Source organism: Limnospira indica PCC 8005 (assembly GCF_000973065.1).
In the GTDB taxonomy this organism is placed as follows: Bacteria; Cyanobacteriota; Cyanobacteriia; order Cyanobacteriales; family Microcoleaceae; genus Limnospira; species Limnospira fusiformis.
In genome coordinates this window covers 286,492-307,556 of record NZ_FO818640.1, presented here as the reverse complement: position 1 = coordinate 307,556, position 21,065 = coordinate 286,492, and the positions used below count along the sequence as shown (strand labels likewise).

Annotated in this window: 15 protein-coding genes; 6 read left to right on the top strand and 9 right to left on the bottom strand. The window is 44.4% G+C overall.

Annotated features, from left to right (window positions below; all coding sequences use genetic code 11):
* The first annotated feature begins 95 nt into the window (after positions 1 to 95).
* Positions 96 to 314 carry a hypothetical protein gene (locus tag XZ46_RS01335; RefSeq protein ID WP_006621997.1) on the top strand — a complete coding sequence of 73 codons (219 nt, stop codon included), beginning with the start codon at positions 96 to 98 and terminating at the stop codon, positions 312 to 314.
* Positions 315 to 572: 258 nt separating this feature from the next.
* Here the strand turns inward: XZ46_RS01335 and XZ46_RS01330 are convergent, their stop codons facing one another.
* Together XZ46_RS01330 and XZ46_RS01325 are read right to left on the bottom strand one after the other, a co-directional pair.
* Positions 573 to 1,538 (bottom strand): aldo/keto reductase, encoded by a 966-nt coding sequence (locus XZ46_RS01330; RefSeq protein WP_048894884.1) that lies wholly within the window; start codon positions 1,536 to 1,538, stop codon positions 573 to 575.
* A 151-nt stretch (positions 1,539 to 1,689) separates the two neighbouring features.
* On the bottom strand, positions 1,690 to 2,739 hold the full coding sequence (locus XZ46_RS01325; protein WP_006621999.1) for a mannose-1-phosphate guanylyltransferase: 1,050 nt from the start codon (positions 2,737 to 2,739) through the stop codon (positions 1,690 to 1,692).
* 63 nt (positions 2,740 to 2,802) lie between these two features.
* Here XZ46_RS01325 and XZ46_RS01320 point away from each other — a divergent pair, with 63 nt between their 5' ends.
* On the top strand, positions 2,803 to 4,104 hold the full coding sequence (locus XZ46_RS01320; protein ID WP_006622000.1) for an LCP family protein: 1,302 nt from the start codon (positions 2,803 to 2,805) through the stop codon (positions 4,102 to 4,104).
* 104 nt (positions 4,105 to 4,208) lie between these two features.
* Here XZ46_RS01320 and XZ46_RS01315 read toward each other — a convergent pair whose 3' ends face one another.
* The 4 genes from XZ46_RS01315 to XZ46_RS01300 all read right to left on the bottom strand — a co-directional run bounded on the left by XZ46_RS01315 (position 4,209) and on the right by XZ46_RS01300 (position 9,254).
* Entirely contained in the window at positions 4,209 to 4,712 is a 504-nt protein-coding gene (locus XZ46_RS01315) for a type III secretion system chaperone family protein (RefSeq protein WP_008051948.1), read from the bottom strand.
* A gap of 45 nt (positions 4,713 to 4,757) precedes the next feature.
* Entirely contained in the window at positions 4,758 to 5,360 is a 603-nt protein-coding gene (locus XZ46_RS01310; protein WP_008051947.1) for a hypothetical protein, read from the bottom strand.
* Between the two features lie 213 nt (positions 5,361 to 5,573).
* Entirely contained in the window at positions 5,574 to 8,681 is a 3,108-nt protein-coding gene (ppc, locus tag XZ46_RS01305) for a phosphoenolpyruvate carboxylase (protein WP_006670891.1), read from the bottom strand.
* A gap of 348 nt (positions 8,682 to 9,029) precedes the next feature.
* Complete coding sequence (locus tag XZ46_RS01300) at positions 9,030 to 9,254, bottom strand: hypothetical protein (protein WP_006622004.1); 225 nt, start codon at positions 9,252 to 9,254, stop codon at positions 9,030 to 9,032.
* A gap of 362 nt (positions 9,255 to 9,616) precedes the next feature.
* On the opposite strand from XZ46_RS01300, the gene XZ46_RS01295 reads away from it, so the two are divergent.
* On the top strand, positions 9,617 to 12,826 hold the full coding sequence (locus tag XZ46_RS01295) for an SGNH/GDSL hydrolase family protein (protein WP_048894883.1): 3,210 nt from the start codon (positions 9,617 to 9,619) through the stop codon (positions 12,824 to 12,826).
* A gap of 15 nt (positions 12,827 to 12,841) precedes the next feature.
* Positions 12,842 to 13,864 (top strand): serine hydrolase domain-containing protein, encoded by a 1,023-nt coding sequence (locus XZ46_RS01290; RefSeq protein WP_008051944.1) that lies wholly within the window; start codon positions 12,842 to 12,844, stop codon positions 13,862 to 13,864.
* Between the two features lie 60 nt (positions 13,865 to 13,924).
* On the opposite strand, the gene XZ46_RS01285 is transcribed toward XZ46_RS01290, so the two are convergent.
* Positions 13,925 to 14,479 carry a DUF3124 domain-containing protein gene (locus XZ46_RS01285; RefSeq protein WP_006622007.1) on the bottom strand — a complete coding sequence of 185 codons (555 nt, stop codon included), beginning with the start codon at positions 14,477 to 14,479 and terminating at the stop codon, positions 13,925 to 13,927.
* A 28-nt stretch (positions 14,480 to 14,507) separates the two neighbouring features.
* On the bottom strand, positions 14,508 to 15,737 hold the full coding sequence (locus tag XZ46_RS01280) for a potassium/proton antiporter (RefSeq protein WP_008051942.1): 1,230 nt from the start codon (positions 15,735 to 15,737) through the stop codon (positions 14,508 to 14,510).
* 140 nt (positions 15,738 to 15,877) lie between these two features.
* Here XZ46_RS01280 and XZ46_RS01275 point away from each other — a divergent pair, with 140 nt between their 5' ends.
* On the top strand, positions 15,878 to 18,250 hold the full coding sequence (locus XZ46_RS01275; protein WP_006670708.1) for a DNA phosphorothioation-associated putative methyltransferase: 2,373 nt from the start codon (positions 15,878 to 15,880) through the stop codon (positions 18,248 to 18,250).
* 131 nt (positions 18,251 to 18,381) lie between these two features.
* A complete protein-coding gene (locus XZ46_RS37705; RefSeq protein WP_008051941.1) occupies positions 18,382 to 19,179 on the top strand; it encodes a pentapeptide repeat-containing protein in 798 nt (265 codons plus the stop codon).
* Between the two features lie 94 nt (positions 19,180 to 19,273).
* On the opposite strand, the gene XZ46_RS01265 is transcribed toward XZ46_RS37705, so the two are convergent.
* Entirely contained in the window at positions 19,274 to 20,791 is a 1,518-nt protein-coding gene (locus XZ46_RS01265) for a UbiD family decarboxylase (RefSeq protein ID WP_006670706.1), read from the bottom strand.
* Between the last annotated feature and the right edge of the window lie 274 nt (positions 20,792 to 21,065).

The following is a 21,065-nucleotide window of genomic DNA, read 5'->3' as shown; positions in this document are numbered from 1 at the left end:
ATCACAGGTAACACTATATCAGAATCACTGCCTTTATCTTGACAAACAGGGATACTAAATATAGTTTAAACCCATTACAACTCCGTAATTTCACTATGCTGTGTATTCAAGATGTAGTCCAACAAGCGATCGCCACTGGTTATTTAACCTTGGAAGCTGAAAATCAACTCCGGTACATTCTCCAAAATTCTCAATATGATGCTATTGAACTCAATGCTTTTGCTAACTTGCAAGTAGCCGCCATGAGTGGACAGGTACGACAAGAATCTCGCGAAATTTTTTCATCTCAGTCTATGGCTGCTTCTCTTAACTAGAGGCAGTCTTAGCCAATTTCCCAATTCATTGAATCAACAGTGACTCGATAACTTAGTGACTGTACTATTTAGCTAAGTTAAACACTTGCCTTAGTCTCCATTGATGCTGCCCTTTTCAAGTTCATGTAGCCCCGTAATGAACGGATTATTTTGGCTGTCACCATGTAAGTTTTGCGTTAGTTAACTAACTGCCATTTTCTTTCTTGAAACCCTGAAAATTTACCCTTTGCCACTATCTGCTTGAGCGATCGCCATTTTTCAAAACTTCCATAAAATTGGATATTCGTTTTGCAGATGATCCGTAACTATACGCCCAATTTGGTCTATTTGGCTGACCTCTTCTGGGGAAAGTTGAATGTCGATAGTTTGCACATTTTGCTCAACCTGGCTGCTATTACGAGCCCCGACAATCGCGTTAGTTTGGGGTTGACAAATTAGCCATGCAAGTGCTAATTGTGCTACCGTACAGCGTTTGTCTGCTGCTATGGGGCGTAACTGATTAATTGCTTCTTGAACCCGGCTATAATGTTCTGGGTTTTGGATGAGTTTATTTTTGAGTCGATGATCTTCTGGATCAAACTGATGATTAACTCCGAATTTTCCGGTCAGAAGTCCCTGGGCTAGGGAAGAATAAGCGAGAATTGAGATTTTCTGTTCTACACAATAAGCCATGGTTTCCCGTTCCACATCTCGCCAAAATAGAGAATAGGGAGGCTGTATACTATCTATAGCCCCATATTGGCTGGCTTCTTCGAGTTGAGTTTTGGAGAAGTTTGAGACTCCAATGGCTCTAATTTTCCCCTGTTGTTTGAGCAAATTTAGGGCGGCCATGGTTTCGGAAATCGGCACAATTTCTGTATTAAACGAACCCGTTGGCCAGTGGATTTGATACAGGTCTATATAGTCGGTCTCCAGATTTGTTAAGGAGCGATCGCACGCTTCAATTACCTGGTCATATTGTAAATGGGTCGCAAATACCTTGCTGGCATAAATTAGGTGATCGCGTCTATCTGACAACGCCTCAGCTATCAGTTGTTCCGAGATACCATCACCATAGATTTCCGCAGTGTCAATGGTAGTAATTCCCAGGTCAACCGCCTGCTGCATAGCCTGGATTAAGTCGGCTTTTTCAATACCTTTCCACCAACGTTTATCAGCTTGCCAAGTCCCTAAAATAATCGGGGTGATTTCAATGTCCGATTTACCAAGTTTTCGTGTTTTCATTTTTCCCCTAGGCTGTTTTAGCTGTTTTACTTGAACAATCAACCGTAATAGTACCAAAGAAAGCGATCGCCTTATAGCAATGGCTACTCAAGATTGATCCTTTGTCATCTCAAAGATAGATGCACCCTACCAGATAAGTAGCCAGCCCTCCCTATAAAAGTTCTCTCAAATCAGGATCATCCTCCAACTGAGGCAAGACCTTTTTAATATCCTGGGTGCGGTTCTTATCAACAATCAAAGTCACATTACCATCGCGAACAACCACCAAATCCTGAACCCCAATAGTAATAATCACCTCATTTTCATCACTCCCATACAGAATAGAATCTTGGGTATCGAGTCCCAAGTGACGGACTAATGCCACATTGCCATTTTGTTTCGGTAAAAGACGTTCTAAGGAATTCCAATCTCCCAGGTCATCCCAGCCAAAAGAGACTGGTAAAACACAGGCTTTCTGGGTTTTTTCCATCAGTGCATAGTCAATGCTGATTTTTTCAATGTTAGCATAAGCCTTGGCTCCTTCAGCTTCCAGGGCGGTAATCAAATCGGGGACATAGGCGCGTAATTCCTGAAGAACCACCCCAGCCCTAAATATAAAAATTCCCGCATTCCAACTAAACCGACCAGTAGCCAAAAATTGATCAGCCCTTTCTTGATCAGGTTTTTCCGTAAACTGGGCTACCTGATAAGCAGTGAAATCGCCAAAAGTGCCAATTTTTTCGCCCTGTTCAATGTAACCGTAACCTGTAGCCGGATATTGAGGTTGTAACCCCAGGGTGACAATTAGATCCTGACTGATAGCTAAATTTTCCGCTGATTTAATCGCCTCGTGGAAAATATCCGGTTTTCCAATCCAATGATCAGCCGGGAAAAAGCCAATCACGGTATCTTCCCCATAGCGACGGACAACTTCAATGACGGTCCAGGCGACGGCGGGGGCGGTATCTCGTCCTTGGGGTTCGGCTAAAATATTTGCGGGTGGGATATCGGGTAACTGTTGCTGAACTCCATTTTCTAGGAGTGCGGAGGTAATCACCCACAAACCCGGACCACCTTTACTCAAGGGTAGCAAGCGTTCTGCTGTGCTTTGTAATAAACTTTGACCAGTACCGTCTAAACTGAGAAATTGTTTGGGTCGGATACGACGACTCAGAGGCCAGAACCTCTCACCTTTACCACCTGCGAGAATAACGGGTATCATGCGATTTAAAGTTTTGAGCTTCAGTTGACTTCATGTTCAAGATTAAAGGATATTGGCGATTTTATGAGTTATCCCACCACCAACCAAAGACAACCTAAAGTCCTGCGGGTAATATTTTTGAGTTTTATTGCACTGATCATTACTAGCGCTTCGGCGACTTTGGGGGCGCTAACGGCTTTGCTGTCTCCATTGAAACCGGAACAGCCACAAAGTGCATCGATGGTTCTCAATTCATTATGGCGCGATCGCTTTCGGTTTCGTCTGTCCCGACCTGTGAATATTTTGGTCATGGGGATAGATCCCCCCCTACCACACGAGGAACAAGATGGGAAAGTTTTTGGGGGTCGCAGTGATAGCATGATCTTGGTGAATTTTAATCCGAGCGATCGCCATCTGAATTTGCTATCAATTCCCCGTGATACCGAGGTTTTTATCCCTGGTATGGGTGTGGGTAAGATTAACGAGGCTAACTATTGGGGCGGCGCTTCCTTGGCTACGGAGGTGGTAGCTGATACCCTTAATCAGGTGCAGATTAACCGCTATGTCCGAGTTAGCACTGGCGCTTTTAAGGAGTTGGTGAATTTGTTGGGGGGGGTGGAGGTGTTTGTTCCCTATCCGATGTCCTATCGGGATAATACCCAACAGTTGGAGATTGATTTATCTCCGGGATGGCAAACTATTGATGGTGATCAGGCTGATCATTTTGCTCGCTTCCGTAGTGATGCTTATGGAGATATTGGCAGGATTCAACGCCAACAGGCTTTAATGGAGGCTATTCGAGAACGTTTACAGAGTCCTGATGTATTGCCACGTATTCCTCAGATTATTCGGGTGATGTTGAAGTATGTTGATACTAATTTGGATTTTGAGGAGATGCTGACTCTGGTTAAGTTTGGGTTGAATTTGGAACCGCAACAGGTGCGAATGGTGATGTTACCTGGGCGAGACATGGGCGGATATACGAGTTATTGGGTGGTTGATGACGCGGCACGCGATCGCATTATGGCTCAATATTTTCGGGTTGATTCTACCGGGTTTGTCTTACCTGGACCATTACAGCGATCGGGTTATCAGGAATTGTCTAAACGTACTAAAATTGCCGTACAAAATGCCTCTGGAAACCCACAAGCAGCCGAAAGAGTCGCGGATTATTTGTTTAAGCAGGGCTTTAATAATGTTTATGTTGTGCCGGGGTTGCCTTATACTATGCGATCGACTCAGATTATTGTCCAGGGGGGAGATTTAGCTAGTGCTGAAATGTTGCAAGAATATATCGGTTTTGGTACGGTTAGGGCTTCTTCTACTGGTGCAATTAATTCGGATTTGACCATCCGGGTTGGTGACGATTGGCAACAAAGATTTTAAGCAGACATACCATAAATCTGCTTTTTTGTCAAGTGTTTAGTCAGGTTTATTGGGGTGGGAAAGGATAGGCAACCAGAGAAGGTTGCCCCTACTGACCCACTTAATTAATACCGTGATATGGCTTCTTCTGGTGAAATATTGCCGTAAATAATCGACATAATACCAGGGAGAAATTTATCCATTGTCGAAACATTGGTATAAATCAAATGCTTAATTAAAGCGGGAGTTAAGCGATCGCCTGCTACATCTAAACTGGTTTTGTAGCGAATTTCCCCATCATAGAAATTCATCTCGAAATTACCAATCACCATGCCATAATTAGCCCGGGTGACAAAATCCGAGATATTTTGGCGTTTATAGTCTGGTACTTTCACCGGAAAAATCGAGTAAACCGTGATTTGTTTTTCCTCTTCCCGGGCGATCGCATAGCAGTCAAAACGGCCATTTTTTCCCTCAATTCCCAGAGCCACGACTCGGCGATGTTCGATTTCTTTATAAACCCAACCATCCTCATTAAAGAACTCGATTAAAATATCGAACAAGGGCAGGCTAAAAAAGCGATCGTCTGTATATGTGGATGCTTGTTGATTTTGTTCAGACACGACCATTAGTGTTTAAATCTCCTCAATCAAGTAAGTTTTTGGTGAGCATTATTATGCCATCTTGTTCTCTGGTGTCAAGCCATTAGAGTCTATCCGATTTGATTTTTGGTCGAGATAAGCCATATTGCAAACCTCATAGTAAACAGGCGACCACCAACCCACCTGACTATAGGTTGATCTATTGAGTTTATCCCCGGAAATCCCCACAATTTTTTTGCGGACTCCCCGGAAACCTAGCGGATTTTTATCAATTTGTTTGCCTTCAATTTCTAGTAGGCTACCAATTTCATCTATACCCACACGACGGGAAACCCAACCCAAACAACGCTGTAGGACCTGACGAATTTCCTCCCGTTCTTTAGACTCGTATTTAACCACAATTTTTTGATCACCACTTCCCTGGCTGACGGTTAAGCGATAACAGCCTTCTGGACGATATTCAGGATACCATCCTAACTGCAACAGATAGCTGTCACCCACTGTCACCCAGTCTGTTCCGTTGAACTCAATTGGTTTAGCGGATAGCAAATTTTCATTAAAAAACTCACCATTGATAATGTAGCCATGTTCGATCACTGGGTCTACATCACCAAAAGAATTGTGCAGAATTGCCCAACCACTAGGGATATGCAAAGGTACAAGTTGTACAGACATAAATTGCGATAGCGTGAACTGTAGGGGCGGGTGCTAGATATGCCATTGGAAAAACCAGTCAACTCACGGAACCCGCCCCCGGAACGTCTGAAAAATACCCCTAATCAATAGCACGTTTTTCCTGTGGTAGCAAGGAAGTCTAAGGACACGCGCCCCTAAACTCCCCACTGGTGATAGTTGGCGACTGATAAGATGTCCCAGGTCTGGAGATGATCAGCCTGTGTTACGCATTCCGGCGGCGATACCGTTGATGGTTAATAAAGCACCGCGCAACAATTCCCCTTTGCTATATCTCGAATGAATTACGCCGGGAGTAGCAGAAGTTCCATGATGACGCAGGCGCTGGAGTAAAGACACTTGCAATAAACCGAGAGGAATAATTGTGCCATTACGCAGTCGCACTGAGCGCTGAAGTACGGGATCATTATCTAGTAACTGTTGCTGTCCGGTAATTTCCAGAACCATTTGACGGGTCAGATTAAACTCTTTGGCTATGCGCTCAAATAAATCCTCAAAGCGATCGCGATCTTTAGGATGACTCAACTCCCGCACATAGTGATGAGCCATTTCTAGGTCAACTTTAGCCAGGGTCATTTCTACCTTGGAGAGGGTAGTGCGGAAAAATGGCCATTTAATGTAAAAGTAACGGAGCAGTTTGATATTTTCCTGGGGTTCTTCTTGAATAAACTGCTCTATGGCTGTACCGACCCCATACCAAGAGGGTAGCAAAAAGCGGCTCTGAGTCCAACTAAACACCCAAGGAATGGCTCGTAAACCGGAAATATCTTTTTTCTTGTCACTTTGGCGACGAGCGGGCCGGGAGCTAATTTGCAATTGGCTAATTTCCTGAATGGGTGTTACCTGCTCAAAGAAATCAACTAGGTCCGGCTGTTCATAAATCAAAGCTCGATAACACGATCGCGATCGCACAGATAACTCTTCCATAATTTGATTCCAGGGTTCAATTTCATCAAACCCGGTATGGAGTAAACTGGCTTGAATCACGGCTGTGGCTACACTCTCCAAATTATACAGAGCCAGTTGAGACAAAGAATATTTGGAGGCGAGAACCTCTCCCTGTTCGGTAATCTTAATGCGGCCATTAATACTTTTACCGGGTTGAGCCAAAATGGCTTTGTAAGCCGGTCCGCCGCCGCGTCCCACAGAGCCACCGCGACCGTGGAAGATGCGAATACTGACATAGTAAGATTCCGCCAAGGTTTGTAGGGCTTTCTGGGCTTTGTGAATTTCCCAGTTGCTACTGAGGAACCCCGAATCTTTATTGCTGTCGGAGTAACCTAACATAATCTCCTGTAGAGAGGCGTTCATATCTTGGCTGACCTGCTGATATTTTTGGTAGCCACCCGCAAGCAGTGCGCGATATAGGGGTAACTCAAACAGGTCTTTCATTACTGAGGGGGCTTTTTTAAGATCCTCTACGGTTTCAAACAGGGGTACTACCTGCAAATTACCAATTCCTGTGGCCGGATCATACAGTCCGGCTTCCTTGGCTAACAACAGCACCTCTAGCAGGTCACTAACATCATGACTCATGCTGATAATGTAGGTTTGGCAAATTTCCTGACCAAATTCCTGCTGTAATTCTCGCATGACCCGGAAAGTGTTAATGGTTTCACAGGTTTTTTGGGAAAAGGGTAACTCGGCGGGAATTAGGGGGCGGCGGGTTTGCAATTCTGTGATTAGCCACAGGGTGCGCTCGGCTTCGGTGAGGTCATCGTAGGGCCTGGCTAGTAGTTGCAGATAGTCTACAATTTCATTTAAGGCTGTACTATGTACGGAGGATTCCTGCCGCATATCCATCCGCGCTAGATAAAAGCCGTAAATTTCTACCTGACAGATGAGGTTCTCTAAATCTCGGCATTGGATACCTGTGGCTAGTAGGTTCCGCTCGATTAGCTTTAATTCCTTCAGAAATTCCGAGCCTGAATTGTACAGACTTCCGGCGTTTTCTTTGGTGACAATGCGCTCGCGTTCCCTTTCTACTTCGTTACTGGTAGAAAGTCTCTGATTGCGATCGCGGGTATTTTGTAGGCGCTTGTGTATGTAGCATAGTTTGAGCCGATAGGGTTCTTGGCGATAGCGGATGGCTACCTGATCATAAACTTCTGGAAGTTGTACCTGATCGCGATCTAGAGATTCGAGTAATTCTGGTAAAATGTCACTCCAATGCAGAGATAGGCTCAACAGTTGACTTAGATGATCCACAGCCTGAATGTATTTGTCTATAATCATACCCCGTTGATAACAGGCTGTTTTCCAGGTGACTTCTGGGGTGACTGACGGGTTACCATCGCGATCGGCTCCCACCCAAGACCCAAATTTACAAAAATCGTAGTTGGGTGGTTTCAGGTGCGGAAAACACGGGTGTAGGGTTTGTTTAATCCTTTGGTACAGTTGGGGAATTACATCAAATAAGATTTCCTGGAAATAGTGCAAACTATATTCGACTTCATCCAAAACTGTGGGCTTAAACTGGTGCAGTTCATCAGTACGCCACCACAGCCTTATTTCTTCGGTTAGTTGTTCTTGTAGTTCACCTGTCCAAGTTTTGACTAACCCGGTGGCTTCGGGATCTTTATTGTCTACTTTGCCATAACTTTCGTCTACTGTATCTAGTTGCTGGAGAATTTTGGCGATCCTCCTCTGTTTGGTGCGGATTGTATGGCGTACAATTTCTGTGGGGTGAGCTGTGAATACTAACCTAATATCGAGTTGATTTAGTAGCCGCTGAATCACCTGGGAGGGGACGTTTAGCCTTTGCAGCATCGGAAATAGGTTATGGAATGTGGCTAAATCGCGATCATTTTGGCGTTGGCTAGTTTGATTTAATAGCTCCACTGGTGTTTCTTCGGCTGTGGAAAAGCGCTGATGACGAGTTTCAAAAATGGAGCGATTCGACTTGTCGGCGGGACTCTCTGGTGCTCCTTGTTGTTTGATCTGAGCATAGGCTAACTCTTGCTCGCGCTGCTCATAATGTTGCTCGACTATGTTGATCAGTTGAAAATACAAGGCAAATGCTCGCGCTGCTCTAATGGCTGCATTGATATCAAGCTCTTTGATAATTTGCCAGACATTGGCTTGTAAATCCGGCGATGCTTGTCCTTCTGGTGAGGTCATCGATCGCATCTGTAGAAGTAAATCTACCAATTGCTCTCCGCACTCCTGACGTAGGACACTTTCCCATAAATCTTCGACAATTTTTAGGCGATTCCTTAACAACAGTTCAGAAGCTCCTGCAGTGACGTTAGATGACACTACTGCGCTAGGGATTGGTTCTGAGGATTGGACCAGTGAACTCATAGGGCCTGTTCCGTAGTTAGCAAGAATATCTTAAACATTATACTTGCCCGGTAGACATTCGGTGAAATATCTCCCCAGAAATTTCTAAGAAACTCCCATCATCACACTATCAAATTTTCGATGATTGTATCTAATTTATCAATTAAATTAGCCCCGGTTGTGCTATAATCAGTGAGAGGCATTTTGGGGACATATTGCCAGATATATTTACCCCAGGTAATCGGCTTTCCCCCTAGGGTAAATATCCCCTCCCATCAGCCCTTATTCATCAATTCGGGCTGCTGAATTTATTACCTGTATTTGGTGAGTAATTATGGGGCAAATAAACATCCAGGGAAGGTTGGGAGGCTAGTAGCTTCCCTGGTTAGGAAAATGGAGGACGGGTAAGCGCGCGCCTCGGAAAACTTCCTCGCTACCCTCACTGAGACTCAACACCAACTCTTGCACTATAGGAATGGCAGCAAAAGCCACAACCACAGGGGTTGTGGCCAACCCCAAAAGCAAATCGGAAGGTAAAAGGGGGGTTTTCGGGGCTATAGGGTCGGAAACAGGGGTATCATCAGCAGAAGACATCTGTAACTTGCCTCAACAGTTGGTTAAGCTAACTATGCCAGAAGATGTGATCCGGGGCAACCTTCCCGTCAGAGAGGCCGCTGAGTTATGCTGAATATGTGCGGGCGGGTCGCTACCGCGTCCCCTGGGAAAATTGACTATGGGAATATGTATAATGGTATTGTCGGGGCTTAATTAGCCGGTTAGACTCTCGAAACGAACATAAAAACAGTAAGATCGTGGCAAGCAGTGGCCTGTCTGGTGCTGCCAAGAGTTGGGAAGCGAGGTCAGTTGGTTCTTTCAGGAGTTTAAGCCTGAGAGTACCCATGAACCCGGAATTCGGAATTGTGTAGATTGTAACTTATTTTGGCGTAATGTAGCGCGTGGTTAGGGATTATTCAGGATTAACGCAATGGTCAATTGATGCGATCGCCACAGCCGGGGTTGAGGTACAGACCAGGTTGCGAGGGAATCATTTACATATTTTGTGCGAGGGACAGCCCTCTCCTCGAGAGACAGTGGTGGTGTCTCAATTCAAGATGGCTTTAGACCGCAGGCCGCTAGAATCTTTACTGCCCCGCGATGCGCCGAAAATTTATAAGATATTTGTTTCGGGTCGCGAGACAGGTGCTAAACGCCCGGAGTGGACGGTTAAACTGGATTATCCGACTTCGGCTACAGTACACGCACTGCACCCTCGGTCAACAGGAGATCAGGGTCAGGGTGTGGGACTGCGTAAATGGTTGGGGGATATAGCCGATCGCACATTCATTGGCGATCGCCCATCTTCCTCAACGACTACTGTTTCTGACCAGCCCCGGGTCATCATTACCCCGGTTAATGACACGGAGGCGGAAAATCAGCAGCCACCAACTGACCTAGCTACCCCTCCCGATAGTCCGGTGGAACCAGCCCTAGTGGCAACCCCGGAAAATTTAGCCCGCCGGGGTAATCCTGATGCGATCGCCAGTATTCTGAGCGAAATTATGGGCGGGTTGGGGGTCAGCGTCAAAGTCAGCATTCGCAACCAGAAAAGCGACAAATCAACCCTATGGAGATCTAAACGGCGGCGGTTATGGGTACTGTGTGAGTCAGCCTACAGCCCGGACCCTTCCCTATTAGCGGAACCTATAGCTAGTAGACTGCGGGAATTGCAACTGCAAGACTTCCGCGATGCCTGCATTTTACTAAGGGTGGAAGGGGAAACTAAAGCGGATTGGATGCTACGGATTGACCTAACTCCCCCCGATCGCATTCTGAAAGATTGGGCGCGCTGGGGAGACTCTGAGGCGATCGCCATTCTGCTTAATCAAAAACTAGCGGCACTAGATATTGGACTTAGGGCGACTCTGAAAGAATCTACCCTACACCTGTTTTGTCACCAATTAGGAGATACGAAAAATCATCGTCGTCGCCTCTCCCCCCAGAAGGAAACCGTTGTCACCGCTTGTCGGGAAATTTTAAATGCGATCGGCCCCCAAGGTATTCGCGCCGCCACTATTTACGGCGTAGAAATCAGCCCCACAGGTAAAGAAGCCCAAAAGCCGACTTGGATTGATTGGCTAAATTTACCTGCTTTTGAACATCCCGACCTGCAAACCCCCACCCAGACCCTCGCCGCCCAAGGGGATATCGATGCGATTAAATTCCAAATTGAACGTCTGATTAACCCTGACCTAGAAACTAAACTCGCCACCGGGGGAATTAAAGTTCTGGCGTTACGCAAGGGGAAATTTATCCATGTGATGACAGAAGCGCCTACTTGTCCTTCTCAGTCTCGCGTCGCCCTCGTGATCGCTAGATTTTTACAAGCCCAAGGAATTGAAGGGGTGGAAGGAGTCCGCATCTATGGACGGCGGGCGGGTCAAAAACACCCCCTCTGGCGCTATGGTATTTCCTTAAAACCGACGGAGATAGATCAACCATTAACTGCTTCGGAAGATTTTATCGACTCAGAATTAACCGCCACGGCGGTGGGAGAACAGGTCGGACAGTTGGTATTTTCTCCGGCTATTAATGTTGATGGTGCAGATAGTGATTTGCCATCATCTCAGGTTTTATCAGCACTGCATCACCTGAGCGAAACCATTAGCCAAGTTTTGATGGCTTCTCAGTTATTTACCAGTAAAAACTGCCCAGATATTGTCGTTGAAAAAACCTCTCAGAGGTATCAGAAACGCGCTCTGGCTGTGGCTTGTGGGCTACTGGGATTGCTGATGGTTTGGCAGAGCGATCGCCTGGTGGGGAGTCTGCTTGATTCTATTGCTATGACTGCTATCTCTGCTGATATTTCGGAGGCGGAAACTGAAGGGGAACAAGTCCCTACCTTGACACAAGACCCCCCCACGGGTTGGCTATCGAGTTTACAGGTGTTGGCTGTGAGTGAAGGTGATGGGGTTTTTAATGACTCTGGTTTTACTTCCCGACCAGGAAAATCGGCGATCGCTGCTGCTTGTGATGTTGATGATACTCAATGCCGTTTGTCGCAATTTGTTTACCCGACTTTCCGCAGCCAACAACTAGATGAACAGATTGTCCGCTATCAACAATATATCGCCACCCATAAAAGACCCCCAGATATACTAATTATCGGCAGTTCTCGCGCCTTGCGAGGCATTGATCCAGAGGTTTTGAGTAGGGGATTGGTAGCAGAAGGTCATCCGCCTTTACGGGTGTTTAATTTTGGCATAAATGGGGCAACAGTGCAAATTGTTGATTTAATTATTCGGCGGATTTTGCCCCCTGAACAATTGCCTCAGTTGATTATTTTAGCTGATGGGGTGCGGGCGCTAAATAGTGGTCGAGAAGACCGGACTTATCAGGCGATTTCTGCATCAGAAGCCTATCAACAAATTAGCCAAGGAACTTTTCAAATTGTCCCCCCAGATTCCTTTGAACCACCCCCAAATCTTCAGGAAACTTTGATAGCATTGACGGAAAATGCCCTAGACGGAAGGTGGGACCAACAGCAGTTTCAACAGGCTATTCAAGAACAAATTTCCCAGGTATCCCAAGCCTATAGACAGCGCGATCGCTTCAAGGCAGTTTTACAATCTATTGCTAATGGTCGCGCCTTTGCTACCCCGCCAACCCCCTCGGAACAACAGGAATTAGCCGAGGCAGAAACCGAGGAGGAAGCTAGATTTTTGCCCAATGGATTTTTGCCTTTATCGGTGCGCTTTGACCCGGAAATTTACTATCAAAATCATGCTAAGGTTTCGGGTTATTATGATAGCGATTATCAAAATTTTCAATTAGACGGCATTCAGACCCAATCTTTGAAGAATATAATCGCTTATACTCAATCATTTCGGATTCCTGTGGTATTTGTCAATATGCCACTAACTGATCATTATTTTGACCCGGTTCGCAGTGCCTATGAGGAGAAATTCCGTGAACACATGGAGAGGGTGGCTGCTGAAACGGGTTTGGTTTTTCTCGATTTGGGGTGGCGCTGGTCAGATAGTTATGACTATTTCTCTGACCCTAGTCATCTCAACCGCTATGGCGCGATCGCTGTGGCTGAATATTTGGCGACTCAAAAGGTGATTCCTTGGCCGGATAATGATATTATAACTAATCCTAAACTATAATACACTCTAGTTGTAATGATGATAGCCTTAACTGAAAGTTTACAATTTCTTTTAGATGAAGCGACGGCGGAACAAAATGTGCCGGGGGGAGTTCTTTATGTGGCAACCCCTGAAGGCAAATATGAGATAGCATCGGGTTTTTCTTATGTTACCAAACGCCATAAAGTCCAGCGTCGCGATCGCTTTCGGATTGGTGGTATTAGTCAGGTTTTTGTGGCTACGGTGGTTTTACAATTATACCAAAATCGTAGCCTTGATTTAGAAGATAATTTGACGAAATGGCTGGATCAGGAAATCTGCGATCGCCTGGAAAATAGCGATAAAATTACCATTCGACAATTGCTTAATCATAGCAGCGGTTTAGATGATTACCTGGAAACTGATGAGTTTCAACAAGCCGCTAGTCAACGGGAAAAAAATCAGTTTTTGACGGCTAAAGAGGCTATCTGTTTGGCAGATAATTTAGAATCTCTGGGGGTTCCTGGCGCGGGTCATTGTTACTCGAATACTAACTATATTTTGCTAGAGTTGATTGTGGAAGCAGTAACCGGAAATCCTCTCTATCAAGAAATGCGATCGCGGATTTTTGACCCCCTCGGTTTAAAGGATACCTTTACCGAATACCGCGAAACTCCCCCCCCGAAACACAAGAGTTGTCAAAATTGCATCAGTCCGGAAAAATTAGGCACTGGTTTAGGCGATCGTGGCTTAATTTCCAGTGCTTATGATGTGGGAAAATTTGCCGAAACCCTATTTATGACTGATGAACTCTTAAATGAGGATACCTTTGATCAAATGATTAATTGGTTTCCAGATAATGAGGGGGGTTTTTATGGCTTAGGAGTTAATAGTTGGGATGCTAAAGAATGGGGAGATGTTTGGGGATACACTGGGGGAATAGATGGTTATTCATCAGCCTTATGGCATCTTCCTGATGAGGAAATGACTATTGTAGTTTTGCTGGATGAAGATACTAATACCACTCCCGATTATATCATTGAGCGGGTTCTGGCAGTTATTCTTGAGGATGAATTTTAATCGACTGTAGTTAAGTAACCCTCTCCCCCAGCGAGGGGGTTCTGAAAACCATCTAATTATCTATGGTTGATTATTAATTACTTGTCCTCGACTGGTAAAAGCTAACCCCTGGGTTCCTGATACACCAATCATTACTGATTCCATTATCGGTTCAGAAACGGCGCTTTCTGATACCCATTCAACCAGAAAATTAGCACCAGAACCCCCGCTAGTATTGCTTTGTTCAATAAAAAACTCCATGCTGGCGAGAGGTGGCATTTTCAGGGCACTATCAAGGTAATTTTTAACCAAATTACCATCAGTATTGTAGTAACTCACAGAAGTGATAATGATGGGAGAATTTGGGTCTGTATTGCGAATACTAAGTGTACTGGCTAAATTATAAGCCTGTTGGGTGTTTCGGAAATAGATATGAGAGTAAACCGGAATATAAACAGTTTGTCCTGCTATAGCTTGAATTTCACTAATATCAATGGTTTGAGCCGCATCGGTAAATTTTTCGGTTGTAGTTGATTCTAACCCCGATTGTTGTTGACCTGTTATGGTACTTGGTTGGGGTGTACAGGCGACTAAAATCACCGCCAATATCGCCCCTATAAATATGTTGATTTTCATGATAATTTTACCCCGCAAATTGAGATTTTTAATTTTCTGACTCCGCCATTAAATCAAGTTTATTAGCTAGAGGTGATAGGGATAGACCCTGAACCAGTAAAGATACAATCACCATAAAAAAGATGACATGAAAAATCTGATTAGCACCTTGAATACCAGCGGTTAAAGGAAAAGTTGCTAAAACAATGGGAACAGCCCCCCGTAAACCTACCCAAGAAACAAATAGTTTCTCTTTTATTGGCATCTTTACTAATGATAGACAAGAAAGGGTAGCAATGGGACGCGCCACGAAAATTAAAAATAAACCCATTGCTATTCCCACCGCAGCGATAGGAATAAGTTGGGACGGAATCACTAGCAATCCTAGGTTTAAGAACATGATAATTTGCATCAGCCAAGCTAGGGCTTCATAGAAACTAAAAATATTTTTTCCTGCACTAGGAAGGTGGGAATTGCCAACCACTAAACCTGCTATATAAGCAGCCAGAAAACCATTACCACCGACAACGGTACTTAAACCATAGGTCAGCAAAGTTAGAGCGAGTGTCATTACAGAATATAGCCCTTCAGCAGTTAAATTCATGCTACGAATGGCCCAAACTGTCCCCTTGCCCAAGCCATATCCCATCGCCAGGCCCATCAACATTTGCATAATCACCGATAGGATTAAAGACCACAATGAGAACTGCCCTTGTTCCAAGATTTGCACGATTTCAATAGTTAGTAAAGCGGCCATGGGGTCATTACTGCCAGATTCAAATTCTAGCAAAGGTTGCAGATTTCCCCGCAGACCTAAATTACCCGATCGCAAAATTGAAAATACGGCGGCTGCATCAGTAGAAGAAATAATCGCCCCTAACAATAATCCTTCAGTTAAATTAATTCCTCTTACGCCAATATTAAAGGTGGAAAAGGAACCCAGCATAAACCAAGCAAAAATCCCTAATAAAAGAGTGGTTAACCCGACTCCTACTGTAGCGAGAGTGAGTCCGGGAATTAACACGGGACGAATTTTCGCCCACTTAGTATCTAGTCCGCCGGAAAATAAAATAATAGTCAGCGCCATATCTCCGATAGTCCTGGTTAATTCGGGATTGTTATATTCAATAGCGCCTATACCTTCGGAACCCGTGACAATTCCAATCATTAGGAACAGTAGCAAACTAGGAACACCTAAGTGAATGGCAGCTTTACTAGCAATGACACTAGCTAACAGCAGGATAGCAATGGCAATAGATAAATATTCGATCGCAATCATCTAAAATTTCGGTTAAGGTTTGGCGGAAACTGCTAAATATATAGCAATCTTTTTGAAAAAAGACAAGGGAGGAATTTTCCTGGAGGTCTTTATGTCATATAATAGCTGCTAAGATAGTCCGACTGTGGAGATCAGTTGCAATGAACAACCATGATGTCATTCAGTGTAGCAGTGACAGTTGGGATTTTGCCATCAATCACCGCCCAACAACGGGTTTAAATGTTCACCCCACCGCCGATGATTTGATTTTATACTTAGCCCAGAAAGCGATTGAATTTCAGCTTCCCCCCCAGATTAACCGATTTAGTGACCTTTCGACACAGTGGCATGAGGAAATCGATCGCACTTTTGGTAGCTACCAGCAAGCCTGTGTGAGGGTTAACCAGCTTTTACTAGCCCTTCATCAACTTAGGGCGATCGCCCATTGTTGTCACCAAAGCCCCATTGGTAAAAAACTCCCCGCCGCGCTGTATGTGCATATTTCTGCCCTTAACCGCCTTGACCCGCTGCTGCGCCTGTATGAACATCTAGCCCGCCAAGCGCTTAACCCAGTTCCCCCCACAACTCTGATTAAATTTCATACGGATAAACCGATTATTTCTTATTTATTTTACCCAGATTTTGATACAGATGCTCACCCGGATTTAGCCACGAGTTATCAAGTGATAGTCCCTAGGGGTAGAGTAAATTTTTCTAACTATACTAACAGCAATAACCCGCCTATCCTACACCGTAAAGAAACTTTTGTGGCGGCGGACTATCCCCTTTATGACAGTTTTTACCAATTAACCCAGATGGAGGAAAAGCTAGGATTGTTGAGTAAAAAAACTCGACTTTATAGCAGTATTGGAACCCGCCAAGGTTGGTTAAATCATCTGGTTAGATGTGGTGTGGCGATTCAGGATCATCAGGTGGTGTATCTGTCTGATCAGGAATGGGAAACAGCTACGATTACTCCTCGCATTGAACGCCACAAAGCTGCGATAATTCGGAAAAGTTTATCTCGCCCTGTACGCCTGGCGCTGGAAGCGGGATTATTTCGGGAAAATAGCAGTTTCTTTGATTATGGTTGTGGTTATGGAGGTGATTTAAAACAAATAAGCGATCGCGGTTATTTATCAGCAGGTTGGGACCCTTACTATTCCCCAGAAACTGCCCAAATTGTATCGGAAATTGTGAATCTGGGTTATGTGATTAATGTGATTGAATGTCAGGTGGAAAGACGGGAAGCATTAATTCGGTCCTGGGAGTTAACGGAAAGGGTGTTAATTGTGGCGGCGCAAATTTTGATTGATGATTGCGATCGTGGTATTATTGCTTATGGAGATGGGGTGATTACTAATCGCAATACTTTTCAAAAGTATTACCAGCAAGAGGAGTTGAAAATCTATATTGATCAGGTTTTGAATGTGGATTCAATCCCGATTGATTTGGGTGTTTATTTGGTATTTAGAGATGAATCAGAAGCTGAGAATTTTCGCGCCTCCCGATTTCGATCGCGAGTTTCTTCTCCCCGCATTTGTGTCCAGGTTAAGCGTTTTGAAGAATATCAAGAACTCCTGCAACCTTTGATAGAGTTTTTGTGCGATCGCGGTCGGCTTCCGGTGGGGTCAGAACTGCCACAAACTTCCGAAATTGAGGCAGAATTTGGAACTATTAAACGCGCTTTTAAGGTAATTATGCAAGCCACTAACTCACAAGAATGGGAAAAAGTAGCAGATCGTCGTCGCCAAGATTTGCTGGTTTATCTAGCCCTCAGTCAGTTTGGAAAACGTCCGAAATTGTCGGATTTATCTGCACAGGTCAAAAATGACATTAAAGGGTTATTTGGTAGCTATAAGAAGGCTTGTGCTTTGGCTGATGTCATGCTTTATAGTATGGGGAACCCTGATATAATTGCTGAATGCTGTTATCATAGCGAAATAGGTCAGAAGCGCCCAAACTCCCTTTGGGTTCATATTAGCGCCCTAGAGAAACTCGACCCCCTGTTAAGGGTGTATGAGGGTTGCGCCCATCAGACGATTGGACGCTTAGAAGGAACAACGTTGATTAAATTTCATATTAAAACGCCGAAAATAACCTATTTATTTTATCCTGATTTTGATACTAATCCTCATCCGGTCCTACAAACCAAAATGGCGATCGACCTGCGAGATCTCCAGGTCAGTTATCGAAGTTATCAGGGTGCTAATGCTCCGATTCTTTATGCTAAGGAAGCCTTCGTTACCCCAGACTATCCCTCGTATGAAAAGTTTGCTAAACTTACCTGTCAGGAACAAGACTGGGGGCTTCTGGATGACAAATCAGCTATTCAAACCCTCGGAGGTTGGTTAAAATGTCTGGAGGAACACTGCGCGGAAATTCGAGGACATAGAGTTTATTGGCGATCGGATGCTGATCCTTATCAGGTTAAACTGATGAAATCAGCCCGCCGAAATCGTCGCCCAAAATCCCAATCTGTGGACGACCATACCGGAACAGAAAACCAGGAAACCACACCCAGTGAGGAGTAATTCATTATCATCTTAAACCTCTCCATAGTAGCATATTTTTGTGTTTTTTAACCTGCCACGACTCATTGATGATATTGATATTAACGACCCGGACAATTGCCCTTTAATTTTAACTAGGAGATAAAAGCCAGATGAATGCTGAAACATTACTAGCATCTTATGCTCAAGGGGAGCGAGATTTTCACAAGGCTATTTTAATTGGCGCTCAACTTCAAGGGGCTGATCTTAATAGCATTAATCTGAATAAAACTAATTTGATGAATGCTACTCTTACTCAAGCGAATTTAAGTCTAGCAGAAATGATAAAAGCTAATTTAATTAATGCGGATATGGGTCATGCTAATCTCCGGGGTGCAGATTTGACCAAAGCCTATTTGAATGGGGCTAATTTGATGGGGGCTTCTTTGAATAAGGCTAAACTATTTAGTACCAGTATGGGTGGTGTCAATTTAATTTATGCCCAGCTAATTGGCGCGGATCTCAGACAGGCTAACTTAACTCAAAGCAAACTGATTGGGGCTAATCTGAGTAATGCTACCCTGCAAGATGCACAACTAAATAATACTAATCTGATTGGTGCAGATATGCGTGGTTCTATGTTACTCAATGTTGATTTTAGGGGGGCTAATTTGAGTAGTACTTTAATTAATGATGACACTCAGTTAGACCCTAAGTGGCGTGTGATTTGGAAAATTTCTAATCATGGGGGTCAAAAACATGATTTAACTAATGCTGATTTGACGGAAGCTAATTTAATTGGGGTGAATTTGAAAGAGGCTAATCTCAAGGGCGCAGATTTGCGAGGGGCTAATTTGAGTGGCGCTTTTTTGACTAATGCTCAAGTAGAAGGCGCTCAATTTAAAGGGGCGATCGGACTTTCGGAAAATGCCAAGTTTGACCTGAAAATTCGGGGGGCAATTGTTGATTAAATCAACTCATAAAAAGCGGGTTTTTGGGTTTATTTATTGGCTGTAAATAGCGGTAAATAGCACCAATAAACCCGCCCCTAAAGTCTGGTTTTGGTCACTGAATGTAGTTCATTTCGTAGCCAAATTTGTTAGGGTCAACTTCGTTTAAATTCAAATCTCCTAACCCATATTCAGCCCAGCGACGTTCCACCATTTTAGCGACATCTGGATCAGATTCTAAGGCTTCCCCCCATTCGTGTTCGGTTTCTGGGGGGATTTTGGTGGTCGCATCAATACCCATCCTTCCCCCTAAACCAATTTTTTCACTCGCAAAATCTAAACTATCAAAGGGGGTATGGGGGAGAATAAATACATCCCTTGATGGGTCAACTTTTGAGGCGATCGCCCATACTACTTGGCGCGGATCGCGGATATTAATATTTCGATCCACCACGATCACAAATTTGGTATAGGTAAACTGCGGTAAAGCACTCCAAAAGGCTAAAGCCGCGCGCCGCGCTTGTCCGGGATAAGCCTTATCAATGGAAATAATTGCGGCTTTGTAGCTGAGGGCTTCCATTGGTAAAAAGAAATCACAAATTTCTGATACCTGCTGGCGCAGAATAGGAGTATAAATCCGATTAAGGGCGATCGCCATCATCGCCTCTTCTTTGGGTGGTCGTCCGCTAAAAGTAGTTAAATAAATAGGATCATGGCGGTGGGTGACACAGTGAAACCTAATCAGTGGCGAATCTTCGACACCCCCATAATAACCCATGTGATCACCAAAGGGTCCATCGGGTAGCACTTCCCCTGGGGTGATAGTTCCTTCTAGGACAAATTCTGAATCTGCGGGAACTTCTAAATCCACCGTTTTACACTTAGCCAATTGTACCCCAGAACCCCCATATAATCCCGCAAATAACCATTCAGATAAATCTACGGGAATGGGAGTAGCCGCCGCCATGATAATCAGCGGATCAACACCTAGGGCGATCGCAATTTCTAACTTTTTACCATTTTCCGCCGCCTTCCGCAGATGTCTCGCGCCACCACGCACGGATAACCAGTGAACAGTCATGGTATTATGAGACTGTAATTGTAAGCGATATACACCTACATTAGGAGTTCCGGTTTCACAATCTTTAGTGATTACCAATCCTAAAGTAATAATTTTTCCCGCATCACCAGAATAAGGGCGAATCATGGGAATTTTAGTTAAATCTACCTCTTCTCCCTCAATCACCACCTCCTGACAGGGAGGAAACCAATTCCGCCCAGGTTTGGCTTTCACCACATCAAATAAAACCTTACCAAAATCTATCGCCTGGGAGATTTTTTTAGGTGGTTTAGGTTGCTGTAACATCCCCAGTTTTTTACCTAATTCTTCTAACTCCTGGGGCTGTTCCATATTCATCGCCCAACAGACCCTTTGTTCGGTCCCCAACAGGTTCACGGCTACCGGGTAAGCGGCACCTTTGACATTTTCAAATAACAGCCCAGGACCGCCACACTGTAGCATTCGGTTGGAAATTTCGGCAATTTCTAAATCCGGGTCTACCAGGGCGCTAATTCTTCGTAACTGTCCCCGTTCTTCTAATATTTTCAAAAATCCCCGCAGATCTCGTGCCATGATTTTTACAGTTTTTCAATTAACTGTTTTCTATTGTGACATAATCCTGTTAATCATGGTACTTATCAAACCTCAATTATGGTGCGATCGAACCATTATTGCCTCACTGTTCCCTCAACGGGAAATCACTATCCACGGAGTCCCGGACAGCCAGAGTCCCTGGCTCAGATGATTATAACCCTTAGATGTCCGTAGGTTTGCTGATGATCCTATCCCCTGATTATACCCAAGTATGATATCATTATCAACGTCAGGGGTATAATCTTGTTGGGGT